Here is a 16,110-nt window from a genome sequence, read left to right as displayed (position 1 = left end):
TCAAGCGCGTTTCTTGTACAGCTTCGGCTCGCCCGGTGGACGGCTCTTGAAGCGGCGATGGGCCCAGAGGTATTGCTCAGGGCACTCGCGCAAGGCGCCTTCGACCCACTGATTGATGCGGATGCAATCGGCTTCTTCGGTCTCGCCGGGGAACCCTTCGAGCGGCGCATGGATCATCAACCGATAACCGCTGCCGTCCGCCAGGCGCTCCTGGGTGAACGGCACCACCAGCGCCTTGCCCAGCCGCGCAAATTTGCTGGTGGCCGTGACCGTCGCCGCCTGAATCCCGAACAGCGGCACAAAAATACTTTGCTTGGCGCCGTAGTCCTGATCCGGCGCGTACCAGATCGCGCGGCCGGCCCGCAGCAACTTGAGCATGCCGCGCACGTCGTCGCGCTCCACCGCCAGCGAATCGAGGTTGTGCCGCTCGCGGCCCCGGCGCTGGATGTAGTCGAACAACGGATTCTTGTGCTCGCGGTACATGCCGTCGATGGTGTGCTGCTGCCCCAACAGCGCCGCGCCGATCTCCAGCGTGGTGAAATGCACCGCCATCAGGATCACGCCCTTGCCTTCGCGTTGGGCTTTTTTCAGGTGCTCAAGGCCTTCGACATGGGCCAGCTTCGCCAAACGCTCGCGCGACCACCACCAGCTCATGGCCATTTCAAAGAAAGCGATGCCGGTGGAGGCGAAGTTTTCCTTGAGCAGGCGTTTGCGCTCGTCGGCGGACTTTTCAGGGAAACACAGTTCCAGATTGCGCTTGGCAATGCGCCGTCGGTCGCCGGCCAGCCGATACATCAGTGCACCGAGCAGGCGACCGATAAACAGCAACGCCGGATACGGCAACTGAACAATCAGCCACAACAGCCCCAAGCCACACCACAGCGGCCAGAAACGCGGCATAAGAAATGTTTTTCGAAAACGCGGGCGATCCATTAAAGGTTCCGGAAAGACAATGGCCGCGCATTCTACATCGTTCGACCCGGCTTGCGGCTTGCGGGCGTTCTCGTTATAAGTCTCGGCACTTTTAGTGACAAGCCGTTGTATGCCGACCATGAGCCAAACCGAACCGCAAGACCAGGATCCCGTGTTCCAGTTGAAGGGCAGCATGCTCGCCATTACGGTGCTGGAGCTGGCCCGCAACGACCTCGAGAACCTTGATCGGCAACTGGCCGCCAAGGTGGCCCAGGCGCCCAATTTCTTCAGCAACGCGCCGCTGGTGCTGGCCCTGGACAAACTCCCGGCCAGTGAAGGCGCCGTTGATCTGCCGGGCGTGATGCGTGTGTGCCGCCAACATGGCCTGCGCACCCTGGCGATCCGTGCCAGCCGCATCGAAGACATCGCCGCCGCCATCGCGGTGGATTTGCCGGTGCTGCCGCCGTCCGGCGCCCGTGAGCGTCCTCTTGATCCGCTCGAAGGCGCCGTCAAGAAAAAGCCGGAAAAACCGCCAGAGCCGACCATCAAACCGACGAAAATCATCACGTCGCCCGTACGCGGTGGCCAGCAGATTTATGCCCAGGGCTGCGATCTGGTGGTGATCTCCTCGGTCAGCCCGGGTGCGGAACTTCTCGCCGATGGGAACATCCATGTATACGGTCCGATGCGCGGTCGCGTGTTGGCCGGGGTCAAAGGCGACACGAAAGCCAGGATTTTCTGTCAGCAGATGAGCGCTGAACTGGTCTCCATCGCCGGCCACTACAAGGTTTCCGAGGATTTGCGCCGTGACCCTTTGTGGGGGGCGGGCGTGCAAGTCAGCCTGTCAGGTGACGTGTTGAACATCATTCGGCTTTAACGGATACTGCCGCATTTTCCAAGCATCTCTAAAACGTAGCGAAAACGGCTCAAACGAAGTAGGAAAAAGGCCAAACGCAGTGTTTATCGCTGTTCTGGACCGGATTCCAGCCAAGGCTGTCCGACTGCAGTAGTTTTTCAAGAGATGTTTTTCAGGGGCTAAAAGTCCTTTTCCTTAGGGGTGAAACACCTTGGCCAAGATTCTAGTGGTTACATCCGGCAAGGGTGGTGTGGGTAAGACCACCACCAGCGCCGCTATCGGTACCGGCCTCGCACTGCGCGGCCACAAAACAGTGATCGTCGACTTCGACGTCGGTTTGCGTAACCTCGACCTGATCATGGGTTGCGAGCGCCGCGTGGTGTATGACTTCGTCAACGTTGTGAATGGCGAAGCCAACCTGCAACAAGCCCTGATCAAAGACAAACGCCTGGAAAACCTCTACGTCCTGGCCGCCAGTCAGACCCGCGACAAAGACGCGCTGACCGTGGAAGGCGTTGAAAAAGTTCTGATGGCGTTGAAAGAAGACTTCGAATACGTGGTCTGCGACTCCCCGGCCGGCATCGAGAAAGGCGCCCACCTGGCCATGTACTTCGCTGATGAAGCGATTATCGTGACCAACCCGGAAGTGTCCTCGGTACGTGACTCGGACCGCATGCTGGGTCTGCTGGCCAGCAAATCCCGTCGCGCCGAAAAGGGCGAAGATCCGATCAAGGAACACTTGCTCCTGACCCGCTACAACCCGCAGCGTGTCAGTGATGGCGAAATGCTGGGCGTCGAAGACGTCAAGGAAATCCTGGCGGTCGCCCTGCTGGGTGTCATCCCGGAATCCCAAGCGGTACTCAAGGCCTCCAACTCGGGCGTGCCCGTGATTCTCGACGACCAGAGCGACGCCGGTCAGGCGTACAGCGATGCGGTTGATCGTCTGCTGGGCAAATCCGTGGAACATCGTTTTCTCGATGTGACGAAGAAGGGCTTCTTCGAGCGCCTGTTTGGAGGTAGATAATGAATCTTTTTGACTTCTTTCGTGCCAGCAAAAAGGTCAGCACCGCGTCGGTAGCGAAAGAGCGTCTACAGATCATCGTGGCGCATGAACGCGGCCAGCGCAGTACGCCGGACTACTTGCCAGCCTTGCAGAAGGAACTGGTGGAAGTGATCCGCAAGTACGTCAATATCGGGTCCGACGACGTGCACGTCGCGCTGGAAAACCAGGGCAGCTGCTCGATTCTGGAACTCAATATCACCCTGCCGGATCGCTAGTCGATCCAGCGGGAGCCACGGCGGCGCAGGCTCTTATGCACTCCGTAGGAGCGAAGCTTGCTCGCGAACAGAGGCAACTCGGTGTATCTGATAGACCGAGGTGACGCATTCGCGAGCAAGCTTCGCTCCTACAGAGTGCGGGGGCCTGAGTCGCCGTTGGCGTTTGTTACGAGGCTGTTTTAATGCCGTTGTCCAACATCCGCATCATCCATCAGGACGCCGCCGTACTGGTGGTGGATAAACCGACCCTGCTGCTCTCTGTCCCTGGCCGGGCCGATGACAACAAGGACTGCCTGATCACTCGCCTGCAAGAAAACGGCTACCCGGAAGCGCGAATCGTCCATCGCCTGGATTGGGAAACGTCCGGAATCATTCTGTTGGCCCGTGACCCAGACACACATCGCGAGCTGTCTCGGCAATTTCACGACCGCGAAACCGAAAAAGCCTACACCGCCCTGTGCTGGGGACAACCGGAACTGGACAGCGGCAGCATCGACCTGCCCTTGCGCTACGATCCGCCGACCAAGCCACGCCACGTGGTGGACCATGAGTTCGGCAAACATGCCCTGACCTTCTGGCGAGTGCTGGAGCGTTGTGGCGATTGGTGCCGCGTCGAACTGACGCCGATCACCGGCCGCTCCCACCAGTTGCGCGTGCACATGCTTTCCATCGGCCACCCGCTGCTGGGTGACGGGCTTTATGCCCACGAACAGGCCCTGACCGCCTGGCCGCGTTTGTGCCTGCACGCCAGCATGCTCAGCTTCACCCATCCGCAAACCGGTGAACGCTTGCGCTTCGAATGCCCCGCACCGTTTTAAGCACTGCCTGACACGCAGTCGCCTGCTTTAGCAAAAGGATACCCATCCCGATGAGCTTTACCGAATTCCCGGCAACACCCGTCAAGAAAACCCGAAATCAACTGCTCTACCTGATCTATGGCAGCCAGGACGTTTACCGGCGCGAAGCCAAATTCAGTATCTTGACCGCGCTGTCCCACGCGAAGAACGGCAAGCTCCCGAGCATCCGCATCCTCACGGATCGCCCTCAGGACTACGCCGGCTGGCCGGTCGAAACGGTCTTGCTGACCCAGGAAACCCTGACCCTGTGGCAAGGCGAAAACGGCTATCACCATCGCCGCAAGGCCTGCGCGATTGCCGCCGGCCTGCAGTTTGCGGAAAAAACCCTGTTCGTCGATACCGACACGCTGTTCACCAGCGATCCGAACCTGATCTTCAACCAGATCCAGCCGCAGCACTACTTGATGGATCGCTTCGAGTACGACTGGCAGAACGTGTGTGAACGCCCCGAATACGTGAAGCTCGGCGGTTGCCTGCACGCTCACGGCGTCACTGCGGACAACGGTTTCAAGCTGTACAACAGCGGATTGTGTGGCGTGACCGACCGCGACGCCGGGCTGTTCGAAGAGTCCATCAAGTACATCGACGAATGGACCCGGGACGGCTTCGACATCCACACCATCGAGCAGATCGCCTTGTCGTTCGCCATGCGCGACAAACCGATTTATGAAGCCCGAAAATACATCTATCACTACTTTGCGGAAAAACGCTTTTTCCATGCGATGCAGGCGTATTTTTTCTCTCAGCATGGCGAGCGGTTCAGCCAGCAGCTGGTTGAATTGTGCCGGGACGTGCCACGGGTCAAACCCTTCCCTTCGGCCTGGCAGCGGCTGAAAATCAAATGGAAACTGCGCAACCAGAGTGGCGCCCTGCGCAAGGTCGGCCGCGATCTGCTTTACGGCAGCGCGGCGCCCGATCACCCGTACTACACGGCCTGCCGCCACGAATGGTGGGAGTGTGCCTCGCGGGAGATCCTTCGTTGGGACCAGGCGCAACAGAAAAAGCTGCTGGAGACCCATCAGAACGGCTGGCCCCGGCAATTGCCCAAGCCTGAAAAGCCTGAAGATGAGCGGATCATCATGAAGTACCTGAAAAAGCGGGTAGAGGCTGCCAGCTGACGTGACCGGCTCACGTCATGCCCAAAGGCCCCGGCCAATACGTTAAACTCCCGCCCACTGCTGTCTGGAGCTTCTTATGCGCGAAGAGTTGAACCAAGGCCTGATCGACTTCCTCAAGGCCTCCCCTACCCCGTTTCATGCCACTGCCAGCCTTGTTCAGCGTCTGGAAGCGGCGGGTTTTGTGCGCCTTGACGAGCGCGAGCCCTGGACTACCGAAGCCAACGGTCGTTACTACGTCACCCGTAACGACTCGTCCATTGTCGCGGTCAAGATGGGCCGTCATTCGCCGCTGCATGGCGGTATTCGCCTGGTCGGCGCCCACACCGACAGCCCGTGCCTGCGGGTCAAGCCGCAGCCGGAACTGCAGCGCCAGGGTTTCTGGCAACTGGGCGTCGAAGTCTATGGTGGTGCGTTGCTGGCGCCGTGGTTTGACCGCGACTTGTCCCTGGCCGGCCGCGTGACGTTCCGCCGCGACGGCAAGGTCGAGAGCCAGTTGATCGACTTCAAGGCACCGATCGCTACCATCCCGAACCTGGCGATCCACCTCAACCGTGAAGCCAATATGGGCTGGGCCATCAACGCCCAGACCGAACTGCCGCCGATCCTCGCGCAATTTGCCGGTGACGAGCGCGTGGACTTCCGTGCCGTGCTCACCAATCAGCTGGCGCTGGAACATGGCTTGAATGCCGACGTGGTGCTCGATTACGAGCTGAGCTTCTACGATACGCAAAGCGCTGCGATCATCGGCCTGCACGGCGACTTCATCGCCGGCGCGCGCCTGGACAACCTGCTGTCGTGCTATGCCGGCCTGCAAGCCTTGCTGACCGCTGAAACCGACGAAACCTGCGTGCTGGTGTGCAACGACCACGAAGAAGTCGGCTCCTGCTCGGCCTGCGGCGCCGATGGCCCGATGCTTGAGCAAACCTTGCGTCGCCTGCTGCCTGAAGGTGACGAATTCGTGCGCACCATTCAGAAGTCCCTGCTGGTCTCGGCCGACAACGCCCACGGCGTGCACCCCAACTATGCGGAAAAGCACGACGCCAACCACGGCCCGAAACTCAACGCCGGCCCGGTAATCAAGGTCAACAGCAACCAGCGCTACGCCACCAACAGCGAAACCGCCGGGTTCTTCCGCCATCTGTGCATGGCCGAAGAAGTGCCGGTGCAAAGCTTCGTGGTGCGCAGCGACATGGGTTGCGGCTCGACCATCGGCCCGATCACCGCCAGCCACCTGGGCGTGCGCACCGTGGACATCGGCCTGCCGACGTTCGCCATGCACTCGATCCGCGAACTGTGCGGCAGCCATGACCTGGCCCACCTGGTCAAAGTGCTGAGCGCGTTCTACGCCTGCCAGGAATTGCCGTAACTCGACCCAACGACCAACCTGTAGTGAGGATATTCATCTGTGGCGAGGGGATTTATCCCCGCTGGGCTGCGCAGCGGCCCCAAAACTGGCACCGCGGTCTCTCAGGCAGACCGCATTCGCTGGCTTTGCGACCGCTGCGCGGTCGAACGGGGATAAATCCCCTCGCCACAGAAGCTTTCCATCTACACATATTGCGTTTTATGTGTGGCCCGTCGCTGACACACATCACCACCGATCCCCCAAAAGCCACCTAGACTTTAAATACTCCCTCCGACAAGGCAGTCGCTCATGATCTCTATGTCCTCGTTCCACGCCATGCTCATCCCCATTCTTGCCGGGATGATCATGCTGGCCATCGGCTTCAATTTCCGCGATAAAAACGCCGGCGTGTTCGCCATGTGGATCGGCATGCTGACGATCCTCGCCACCGTGGTGTTCAAGATCCTCGCCAAACTCAACGAATAAATCCTCCCCCTTGGCTCGCATTGATTTTGACGGGCTCGTACACTCGGCCGATCTGTTTATCCCAAGGTTGACCGCCTAGTGTTCGCTCGTCTTTTCGCCCTGCCGTGTTTCCTCCTTGTCTGCCTGATGACGCTGCTGCCGATGACGCCTGCCCAGGCGGTCGGCTTGCCGGGGCTGCTCGGCAGCTCGTCAAAAGCCCAGCCGGAGGCGCAAGAACCGCTGGGGCAGTCGCTGGACGAAGTCATCAAGTCGCTGGAGAACGATCAGCAGCGCAGCAAACTGCTGGCGGATCTGAAGAAGCTGCGCGACGTCACCAAAAAAGCCCAGCCGACCGCTGAACAAGGCGTACTCGGCCTGATCGGCGGCACGCTGGCCACCTTCGAAAAGCAGTTCTCCGGGGCGGGCAGTCCGCTGACGCGCTGGTCCGAGGAGTTTGATCTGGCCAAGGACGAACTCGCGGCACTGATGCTGCCGGCCAGCGAGTGGCTGCCGATCATCTTTGCCTTCGCGATGATTCTGATGGTCTGGAGCCTGCTGGCGGCTGCGCTGATCTGGGTCAGTCACCGGGTACGCCTGCGCTTCGGCCTGACCGAAGAACTGCCGCAACACCCCAAGGCCCTCGACATGTTGCGCTTCGCACTGCGCAAACTCGGGCCGTGGCTGATTGCCTTGGTCATCACGGTCTACATGAGTTACGCCTTGCCTTCGTCACTGGGCAAAAGCCTCGCCATGGTGCTGGCCTATGCGCTGGTGGTTGGCACCTGTTTTTCGGCGATCTGCGTGATCGCGTTTTCCTTGCTCGACGGCCCGCATCGCCACCGCGCCTTGTACATTCTGCGCCATCAAGCTTTCCGGCCGTTGTGGCTGATCGGCAGTTTCGCCGCGTTCGGTGAAGCGCTGAGCGACCCGCGCCTGGTCGCCAGCCTCGGCAGTCACCTGGCTCACACCGCCGCCACCGTCGCCAACGTGCTGGCGGCGCTGTCCACCGGGTTGTTCATCCTGCGTTTCCGTCGGCCGATCGCCCACTTGATCCGCAACCAGCCGTTGTCCCGACGCCTGACCCGCCGCGCGCTCAGCGACACCATCGATATTCTCGGCACCTTCTGGTACGTGCCGGCCCTGGTGTTGGTGGGCATCTCGCTGTTCGCCACGTTTGTCTCTGCCGGCGACACCAGCACCGCACTGCGTCAGGCACTGATCTGCACGGTGTTGCTGGTGTTGTGCATGGTCATCAACGGCCTGGTGCGCCGCCATTCGCTGAAACCGCAACGGGGTGTGAAGCGTCATGCGTTGTATTCGGAGCGCCTGAAAAGCTTCTTCTACACCCTCGCCCATCTCGTGGTCTGGCTGGTCTTTATCGAACTGGGCCTGCGGGTCTGGGGCATGTCGCTGATTGCCTTCACTGAAGGCGAAGGCCATGAAGTCAGCGTCAAACTGTTCAGCCTCGCCGGCACGCTGATTTTTGCCTGGCTGATCTGGATTCTCAGCGACACCGCAGTGCATCACGCCCTCACCCGCTCGCGCAAAGGCCTGGCCAACGCCCGCGCACAGACGATGATGCCGCTGATCCGCAACGTGTTGTTCGTGGCGATTTTCATCATTGCGCTGATCGTCGCGCTGGCGAACATGGGCATGAACGTCACGCCACTGCTGGCCGGTGCCGGCGTGATCGGCCTGGCCATTGGTTTCGGTGCGCAGTCGCTGGTCGCGGACTTGATCACCGGCCTGTTCATCATCATCGAAGACTCCTTGGCCATCGACGACTACGTGGACGTCGGCGGCCACCTTGGCACCGTCGAAGGCCTGACCATCCGCACCGTGCGCCTGCGAGACATCGACGGCATCGTGCATACCATTCCGTTCAGCGAAATCAAAAGCATCAAGAACTACTCCCGGGAATTCGGCTACGCGATCTTCCGGGTGGCGGTGCCCGCCAGCATGGACATCGACGAGGCGATCAAACTGATGCGCGAAGTCGGCCAGAAAATGCGCACCGACCCGCTGCAACGGCGCAACATCTGGTCGCCGCTGGAGATTCAGGGTGTCGAGAGTTTCGAGTCGGGCAACGCGATTCTTCGGGCGCGGTTCAAGACTGCGCCGATCAAACAGTGGGAAGTTTCACGAGCGTTCAATTTGTCGCTGAAGCGGCATCTGGATGAGGCCGGGATGGACCTGGCGACACCACGGATGAGTGTGCAGGTGATAACCGCGGGTGGTGGCCCGCAGAAGGATGTGTCCGCTACCTGATTTATAGGGTGGCTGAGAGGCCGCCATCGCGAGCAGGCTCGCTCCCACTTTGGAGTGCATTTCAATGTGGGAGATTCTATGTTGCCCGGCAACCCTGAATTCTCAGGCTGACAGGTATTCGCTCTGATTTTTCATCAGGGCAAATGCCACTCGACAGAGCTTTCGGGCCAAGGCAACCAAGGCCTGGGTTTTCGAGAAGCCTCTAGCCAGGTATGCCTCGTAAAACGGCCTCCATTTAGGCGAGCGACACGCCGCCATTGCGGCGTTGTACGCCAAACGACGAACCTCCGGATCTCCTTTTTTGGTCAGGTACCGCTGCCCATTCTTCTTGCCGGAGTCTTCGACTGCCAAGTCCATTCCCAGGAATGCGATGAACGCATCGCTGTTCGCAAAATCGCCCCGCATAAAGGTCGTCGCCAACCCGGTTGCGGTCAGTTCCCCAACGCCTTCGATGGCTTTGCAGCGATCAATATTCGCCTCAATTCCCGCCTCTTTGCTGACCTTGCGCAGCAGTTTCTGAATCGCCTGATCCGCTTGCTTGAACGCCTTCTGCTGAGCGACCTGCACTTTCTTCAACAAGGGTTCATTGGCCCAACTCAACATCAGCCCAGCATGGTTCTGGATCAGCGTTGCACGTCTGTGAAGCAGGCTTTTCAGCGAGCTGTAGGCCTTGGGTGGCGGGCTCCAGACCCGCAGTTTGCTTTGTTCATTCTCCAGGTAACGCGCCAGCAAACGCGCATCGCAGGGATCGTTCTTGGCTCGTTGGCCAACGCCACGGCGGTAATGACTCACGCGATAAGCATCCACCACGTAGACCTGATGACCCATCTCATGGGCCAGCTCTACCGTGTCCAAGTGGTAGATGTTGGTGGCTTCAACGGCGATAGCGCTTTGGGCAGGCAGGGTTTTAAGCCAACGCTTGAGGGCGGTTCGATCGTTCTTGATGTCTTGAATGATTTGCAGGTCGGTGCGATAGACAGCAATTTGGGCCTTGGCGATATCGATACCAACAACCGTCTGCGAAGTAAGGATTGTCATGACGAATCCTCGGAGCTAGGGTTTAAGTGCTTGTTGGGGTCTACCGTTGCGCTGGCTTGTCTCTATCGTCGGTTTACCGATGAATTCCTTATCGGCGCTTTGGGTAGAAGGGGCGGGACGAGAAGTCTCCCACAGTCTGTACTGGTCAGAGTCAGAATCGAGTCTGTAGTCCCACCCACCCCTTCAAGTCTAAACATACAAGCGAGCCTGCTCGCGATGGCCACGACGCGGTTTATCTGACTAAACCACATCAACACCCACATGAATCGCATCATGCCGCCAAAACTCCAGGTCACAATCGATCAGCCGCTCATGCTGATCGTAATTGACCCGGGCAATCCGCAACCCCGGGCTCCCCACCGACACCCGTAACGCTGCCGCCGCATCCACCGACAACGCCGTCGGCACGATCTCGAAACGCACCCGGCCGTAGTGCAGATCGTAATGCCTGGCGTACAGCTCGGTGATCGACTGATTCAGATCGAAATCAAGAATCCCCGGAAAGTACTGCGGATTCAGGTAGTGCTCCACGTACAACACCAGCCGCTCATCAATGCGCCGCGCCCGGCAGATCTGGATCACGCTGGACAATGCCGGCAACTGCAACCACGCACACACCGCCGCCGACGCCGGCTGTAACCGCGCCGAGATCACCTCGGTCGACGGCACCCGCCCCTGCGCACTGACCATCGCGTGAAAGTGACTGCGCTGCATCAAGTTGTAAGCCAGACGCGGTGGCGACACGAACCAGCCACGGCGTTCCTCCCGATAAATCTGCCCTTGGGCTTCCAGTTGCAACAATGCTTCACGCACGGTAATGCGCGTGGTACCGAACAACTCACTGAGCTTGCGCTCGGCCGGCAGTTTGCTCCCGGGCGCCAACAGGCCATGGTCGAGCTGTTCTTGCAGAACCTGCCCGATGGCTGTCACCGCTTTGGTGGTCTCGATGCGCATCAACGTTACCTATCTGGACTAGACCAGCACTGTTTCGGGGCAGAAACCATGATTCAAACCGGCTCCTTCAACTTCCTGCAAGCCTAGGCACTGCGTGTGACTGGCAGATGACAAAGCCGCCGAACGGTTGCGCAAGACACCTGCAAATTCACGGCCAAGTCCTTTCGGATCAGCCCTTTAGCCATGGTCTACGCTTACTCGCAAGCCTGAGCGTTACCGCGTGAAAAATGTAGGCCGACCGATCGTCGACATCAAAATGTCATCAGCGGCGCCTAAATTGGCTCAGGTATTGCTGACCTAGACCAACACAACCGCAATCGCAGCGTGAAAACGCCCAAAGGAGCTTCGGATGAAAAAGCTTTTCCTGGCATCACTGTTAGGCTCGACCATTGCCATGTGCAGCGCCGCCATGGCCGCTGATGATTTGAAAACCCTGGAAGCCGCTGCGAAAGCGGAAGGCGCGGTCAATAGCGTCGGCATGCCCGATGACTGGGCCAACTGGAAAGGCACCTGGGCAGACCTGGCCACAAAATACGGCTTGAAACACATCGACACCGACATGAGCTCGGCGCAGGAAATCGCCAAGTTCGCCGCCGAGAAAGACAACGCCAGCGCCGACATCGGCGACGTTGGTGCAGCCTTCGGCCCGATCGCGGTCAAACAAGGCGTGGTGCAACCTTACAAACCAAGCACCTGGGATCAGATCCCGGACTGGGCCAAAGACAAGGACGGCAACTGGGCGCTGGCGTACACCGGCACCATCGCATTCATCGTCAACAAGAAGCTGCTGCACGGCTCCGAAGCCCCGACCAAATGGGCTGACCTGAAAACCGGCAAATACAAAGTCTCGATCGGTGACGTGAGCACCGCCGCCCAGGCTGCCAACGGCGTATTGGCCGCAGCCTTGGCCAACGGTGGCGACGAGAAGAACCTGCAGCCAGCGCTGTTGCTGTTCGCAGACATCGCCAAACAGGGCCGCCTGTCCATGGCCAACCCGACCATCGCCACGATGGAAAAGGGTGAAATCGAAGTCGGCGTGGTCTGGGACTTCAACGGCCTGAGCTACAAAGCCAAGATGGCCAACCCGGATGATTACGTGGTGCTGATCCCGTCCGATGGTTCGGTGATTTCCGGCTACACCACCATCATCAACAAATACGCGAAGAACCCGAACGCCGCCAAGCTGACCCGCGAATACATCTTCAGCGATGCCGGTCAGATCAACCTGGCGAAAGGCAACGCCCGTCCGATCCGCGCCGAACACATCAAGCTGCCGGCAGACGTGCAGGCCAAGCTGCTGCCTAACGAGCAGTACAAAAAGGTCACGCCGATCAAAGACGCGGATGCGTGGGAAAAGACTTCCAAGGCTTTGCCGCAGAAGTGGAACGAAGAAGTCCTCGTCGAGATGAAATAACCCTGTAAAACCCCACATTGGAGATCCACTGGAGATCCAATGTGGGAGCGAGCCTGCTCGCGATAGCGGACTTACATTCAGCACATATGTTGACTGACACGCCGCCATCGCGAGCAGGCTCGCTCCCACAGGGGAATTGGTTGCGTACCTGAATCATCTGTTTCGCGGAGTTTTGCCCTATGAAGCACAACGTCATCCTTGTCGTGCTCGACGGCCTCAACTACGAGGTCGCGCGCCACGCCATGGGGCACCTGCAGGCTTATGTCGGCGCAGGACGCGCGGCACTCTACAAACTGGAGTGCGAACTGCCGGCCCTGTCCCGACCGCTTTACGAATGCATCCTTACCGGCGTCCCGCCGATCGAGAGCGGCATCGTCCACAACAACGTCTCGCGCCTGTCCAACCAGCGCAGCATTTATCACTACGCCACGGATGCCGGGCTGACCACCGCCGCCGCGGCCTATCACTGGGTCAGCGAGCTGTATAACCGCTCGCCGTTCGTGGCCGCCCGGGATCGTCACACCGACAGCCCCGACCTGCCGATCCAGCACGGTCACTTCTACTGGAACGATCACTATCCGGATTCGCACCTGTTCGCCGACGCCGAAAACCTGCGTCTGCGCCACGCGCCGAACTTCTTGTTGATCCACCCCATGAACATCGACGACGCCGGGCACAAGCACGGCCTCGACACTGCGCAATACCGCAACAGTGCGCGCTTCGCCGACATCTATCTCGCGGATTACCTGCAAGGCTGGCTCGATGCTGGCTATCAGGTGTTGGTGACCGCCGACCATGGCATGAACAACGACCGCTCTCACAACGGTCTGCTGCCCGAAGAACGCGAAGTGCCGCTGTTCGTGCTCGGCGACGCCTTCAGTTTCAATGCCGATGCGGCGCCGAAACAAACACAAATCTGCGGCACTGTATGCGAGTTGCTGGGCGTGGCCCACGACAAACCTGTCTGCCGGGAGCTGCTCAAGTGAACTCCATGACCCGTGGCAAGTGGCTGGCAGCGTTGTGCCTGGTACCTTTCGCCCTGTTCTTTATCGTGTTCGAGATCGCCCCGCTGGTCTGGGTAATGATCAACAGCCTGCAATCGGAAGAGTTCGGCTGGGGCCTGGCCAACTTCACCAAGATCTTCAATTCGAAGTTCTATATGCAGGCGATCCAGTACAGCCTCGAGATCAGTTTCTGGTCCAGCGTATTCGGCATCATCATCGCGGTACTCGGCGCCTACTCCCTGCGCCGGGTCGATTCGAAACTGCGTAACTTCGTGAATGCTTTCGCCAACATGACCAGCAACTTCGCCGGTGTACCTTTGGCCTTCGCGTTCATCATCCTGCTGGGCTTCAACGGCAGCTTCACCATCATGCTCAAGCAGGCCGGGATCATTCAGGACTTCAACCTGTACTCGAAAACCGGGTTGATCATTCTCTACACCTACTTCCAGATTCCATTGGGCGTGCTGCTGCTCTACCCGGCCTTCGACGCCCTGCGCGAAGACTGGCGTGAGTCCGCCGAACTGCTCGGCGCCAACGGCTGGCAGTTCTGGCGGCACATCGGTTTGCCAGTGCTGACGCCTGCGCTGCTGGGCACCTTCGTGATCTTGCTGGCCAACGCCCTTGGCGCCTACGCCACGGTCTACGCGCTGACTACCGGCAACTTCAACGTGCTGCCGATCCGCATCGCGGCGATGGTGTCCGGCGACATTTCCCTTGATCCGAACCTGGCCAGCGCCCTGGCCGTGGTGCTCGTGGCATTGATGACCCTGGTGACCATCGTGCATCAACTGCTGTTGAAGAGGAGCTACCATGTCTCGCGCTGAACTGGGCCCCGTCGGTGTCTATCACCGCGTCGTGGTGTATGTGCTGTTCGCCATTCTGTTGCTGCCGCTGGCCGGGACGCTGATCTACTCGATTGCCAGCAGTTGGTCGGCGACGATTCTGCCCAGCGGTTTTACCTTCAAGTGGTACATCCAGCTGTGGAGCGATCCGCGTTTTCTGCATGCCTTCGGGCAGTCGCTGCTGGTGTGTGTCGGTGCGCTGATTTTGTCGGTGGTGCTGATTCTGCCGCTGCTGTTCGTGGTGCATTACCACTTCCCGAAACTTGATGCACTGATGAACATCCTGATCCTGCTGCCCTTCGCTGTGCCGCCGGTAGTGTCATCGGTGGGGCTGTTGCAGCTCTATGGTTCCGGGCCGTTTGCGATGGTCGGTACGCCGTGGATTCTGATCGGCTGCTACTTCACCATCGCGCTGCCATTCATGTACCGGGCGATCACCAACAACCTGCAAGCGATCAACCTGCGCGACCTGATGGACGCCGCGCAATTGCTCGGCGCCAGCACCTGGCAAGCGGCGTTCCTGGTGGTGCTGCCAAACCTGCGCAAGGGTTTGATGGTGGCGTTGCTGCTGTCGTTCTCCTTCCTGTTCGGTGAGTTCGTGTTCGCCAATATCCTGGTCGGCACCCGCTACGAAACCCTGCAGGTCTACCTCAACAACATGCGTAACAGCAGCGGCCACTTCACCAGCGCGCTGGTGATTTCTTACTTCTTCTTTGTGCTGGTTCTGACCTGGGCGGCCAATATCTTGAACAAGGACAAAAGCGAATGAGCTATGTCAGCGTCCAACACCTGCAAAAAAGCTATGCCGGCACCCCGGTGTTCAGCGATATCGACTGCGAGATCCAGAAAGGTGAGTTCGTCACACTCCTCGGTCCTTCCGGTTGCGGCAAATCCACGCTGTTGCGTTGCATCGCCGGCCTGACGTCGGTGGATGGCGGCAAGATTCTGCTCGATGGCGTCGACATCGTGCCGTTGAGCCCGCAGAAACGCGGGATCGGCATGGTCTTCCAGAGCTACGCGCTGTTCCCGAACATGACCGTAGAGCAAAACGTCGCCTTCGGCTTGCGCATGCAGAAGGTCAACGCCGACGACAGCCAAAAGCGCGTCGCCGAAGTGCTGGCACTGGTGGAACTGAAGGACTTCGCCGCGCGATATCCGCACCAACTGTCGGGTGGCCAGTGCCAGCGCGTGGCCCTCGCCCGCTCCTTGGTCACACGACCACGGCTGTTGTTGCTGGATGAACCGCTGTCGGCCCTCGATGCGCGGATTCGCAAGCACCTGCGCGAACAGATCCGTCAGATCCAGCGCGAACTCGGTTTGACCACGATTTTCGTCACACACGATCAGGAAGAAGCCCTGACGATGTCTGACCGGATTTTCCTGATGAATCAGGGAAAGATCGTACAGAGCGGCGACGCCGAAACCCTCTACACGGCGCCAGTGGATGTGTTTGCCGCAGGTTTTATCGGCAACTACAACCTGCTGGACGCCGACAGTGCCTCGAAACTGCTGCAGCGGCCGATCAGCCATCGCATTGCGATTCGCCCGGAAGCCATCGAGCTGAGCCTCAATGGCGAGCTTGATGCGCAAGTGCGCAGCCACAGCCTTCTGGGCAATGTGATTCGTTATAGGGTCGAAGCCCGGGGCGTGGAATTGGTGGTGGATGTACTGAACCGCTCGGCGGCCGATCTGCACCCCGATGGTCAGCGCCTGGCACTTTCCATCGATCCGACGGCCCTGCGTGAGGTAGCCTGATGCC

16 protein-coding genes are annotated in these 16,110 nt (G+C 59.5%); 13 read left to right on the top strand and 3 right to left on the bottom strand.

Annotated elements, in window-relative coordinates; translation table 11 throughout:
- Window positions 1-933: a lipid A biosynthesis lauroyl acyltransferase gene (locus ACA060_RS08600; protein WP_109628726.1), complete on the bottom strand. Its 933-nt coding sequence runs from the start codon at window positions 931-933 to the stop codon at window positions 1-3.
- Window positions 934-1,051: 118 nt separating this feature from the next.
- On the opposite strand from ACA060_RS08600, the gene minC reads away from it, so the two are divergent.
- From minC to ACA060_RS08560, 8 genes are all read left to right on the top strand, one after another.
- Window positions 1,052-1,789: a septum site-determining protein MinC gene (minC, locus tag ACA060_RS08595; RefSeq protein ID WP_497316606.1), complete on the top strand. Its 738-nt coding sequence runs from the start codon at window positions 1,052-1,054 to the stop codon at window positions 1,787-1,789.
- Between the two features lie 190 nt (window positions 1,790-1,979).
- A complete protein-coding gene (gene minD / locus ACA060_RS08590; protein WP_109628724.1) occupies window positions 1,980-2,792 on the top strand; it encodes a septum site-determining protein MinD in 813 nt (270 codons plus the stop codon).
- Entirely contained in the window at window positions 2,792-3,046 is a 255-nt protein-coding gene (gene minE / locus ACA060_RS08585) for a cell division topological specificity factor MinE (protein ID WP_007898843.1), read from the top strand. The genes minD and minE overlap by 1 nt, the downstream gene beginning before the upstream one ends.
- Before the next feature lie 182 nt (window positions 3,047-3,228).
- Window positions 3,229-3,864, top strand: coding sequence for an RluA family pseudouridine synthase (locus tag ACA060_RS08580; RefSeq protein WP_109628722.1), 636 nt, complete (start codon window positions 3,229-3,231; stop codon window positions 3,862-3,864).
- Window positions 3,865-3,914: 50 nt separating this feature from the next.
- On the top strand, window positions 3,915-5,021 hold the full coding sequence (locus ACA060_RS08575; protein WP_109628720.1) for a hypothetical protein: 1,107 nt from the start codon (window positions 3,915-3,917) through the stop codon (window positions 5,019-5,021).
- A gap of 76 nt (window positions 5,022-5,097) precedes the next feature.
- On the top strand, window positions 5,098-6,387 hold the full coding sequence (locus tag ACA060_RS08570; RefSeq protein ID WP_497316603.1) for a M18 family aminopeptidase: 1,290 nt from the start codon (window positions 5,098-5,100) through the stop codon (window positions 6,385-6,387).
- Window positions 6,388-6,675: 288 nt separating this feature from the next.
- Entirely contained in the window at window positions 6,676-6,852 is a 177-nt protein-coding gene (locus ACA060_RS08565; RefSeq protein ID WP_178082289.1) for a hypothetical protein, read from the top strand.
- A gap of 78 nt (window positions 6,853-6,930) precedes the next feature.
- The gene (locus tag ACA060_RS08560; protein ID WP_109628716.1) at window positions 6,931-9,099 is read left to right on the top strand and encodes a mechanosensitive ion channel family protein; all 2,169 of its coding nucleotides are present in this window, start codon (window positions 6,931-6,933) and stop codon (window positions 9,097-9,099) included.
- 102 nt (window positions 9,100-9,201) lie between these two features.
- Here the strand turns inward: ACA060_RS08560 and ACA060_RS08555 are convergent, their stop codons facing one another.
- The gene (locus ACA060_RS08555; protein WP_497312172.1) at window positions 9,202-10,137 is read right to left on the bottom strand and encodes an IS110 family transposase; all 936 of its coding nucleotides are present in this window, start codon (window positions 10,135-10,137) and stop codon (window positions 9,202-9,204) included.
- 240 nt (window positions 10,138-10,377) lie between these two features.
- Window positions 10,378-11,091, bottom strand: a complete 714-nt coding sequence (locus ACA060_RS08550) for a UTRA domain-containing protein (protein ID WP_010456716.1) — start codon at window positions 11,089-11,091, stop codon at window positions 10,378-10,380.
- A gap of 349 nt (window positions 11,092-11,440) precedes the next feature.
- Here ACA060_RS08550 and ACA060_RS08545 point away from each other — a divergent pair, with 349 nt between their 5' ends.
- The 5 genes from ACA060_RS08545 (at window position 11,441) to ACA060_RS08525 (ending at window position 16,106) form a co-directional block, all read left to right on the top strand.
- Window positions 11,441-12,505 carry an ABC transporter substrate-binding protein gene (locus tag ACA060_RS08545; protein ID WP_497316601.1) on the top strand — a complete coding sequence of 355 codons (1,065 nt, stop codon included), beginning with the start codon at window positions 11,441-11,443 and terminating at the stop codon, window positions 12,503-12,505.
- Between the two features lie 179 nt (window positions 12,506-12,684).
- Entirely contained in the window at window positions 12,685-13,491 is an 807-nt protein-coding gene (locus ACA060_RS08540) for an alkaline phosphatase family protein (protein WP_497316599.1), read from the top strand.
- A gap of 5 nt (window positions 13,492-13,496) precedes the next feature.
- Window positions 13,497-14,333: an ABC transporter permease gene (locus tag ACA060_RS08535; RefSeq protein WP_497318202.1), complete on the top strand. Its 837-nt coding sequence runs from the start codon at window positions 13,497-13,499 to the stop codon at window positions 14,331-14,333.
- Window positions 14,320-15,120: an ABC transporter permease gene (locus tag ACA060_RS08530; protein WP_403100910.1), complete on the top strand. Its 801-nt coding sequence runs from the start codon at window positions 14,320-14,322 to the stop codon at window positions 15,118-15,120. The genes ACA060_RS08535 and ACA060_RS08530 overlap by 14 nt, the downstream gene beginning before the upstream one ends.
- Window positions 15,117-16,106, top strand: coding sequence for an ABC transporter ATP-binding protein (locus tag ACA060_RS08525; RefSeq protein ID WP_497316598.1), 990 nt, complete (start codon window positions 15,117-15,119; stop codon window positions 16,104-16,106). The genes ACA060_RS08530 and ACA060_RS08525 overlap by 4 nt, the downstream gene beginning before the upstream one ends.
- Window positions 16,107-16,110 lie beyond the last annotated feature (4 nt).

The sequence above is a fragment of the Pseudomonas sp. LBUM1671 genome, assembly GCF_059695685.1.
This window is presented reverse-complemented; position numbering and strand designations above follow the sequence as displayed.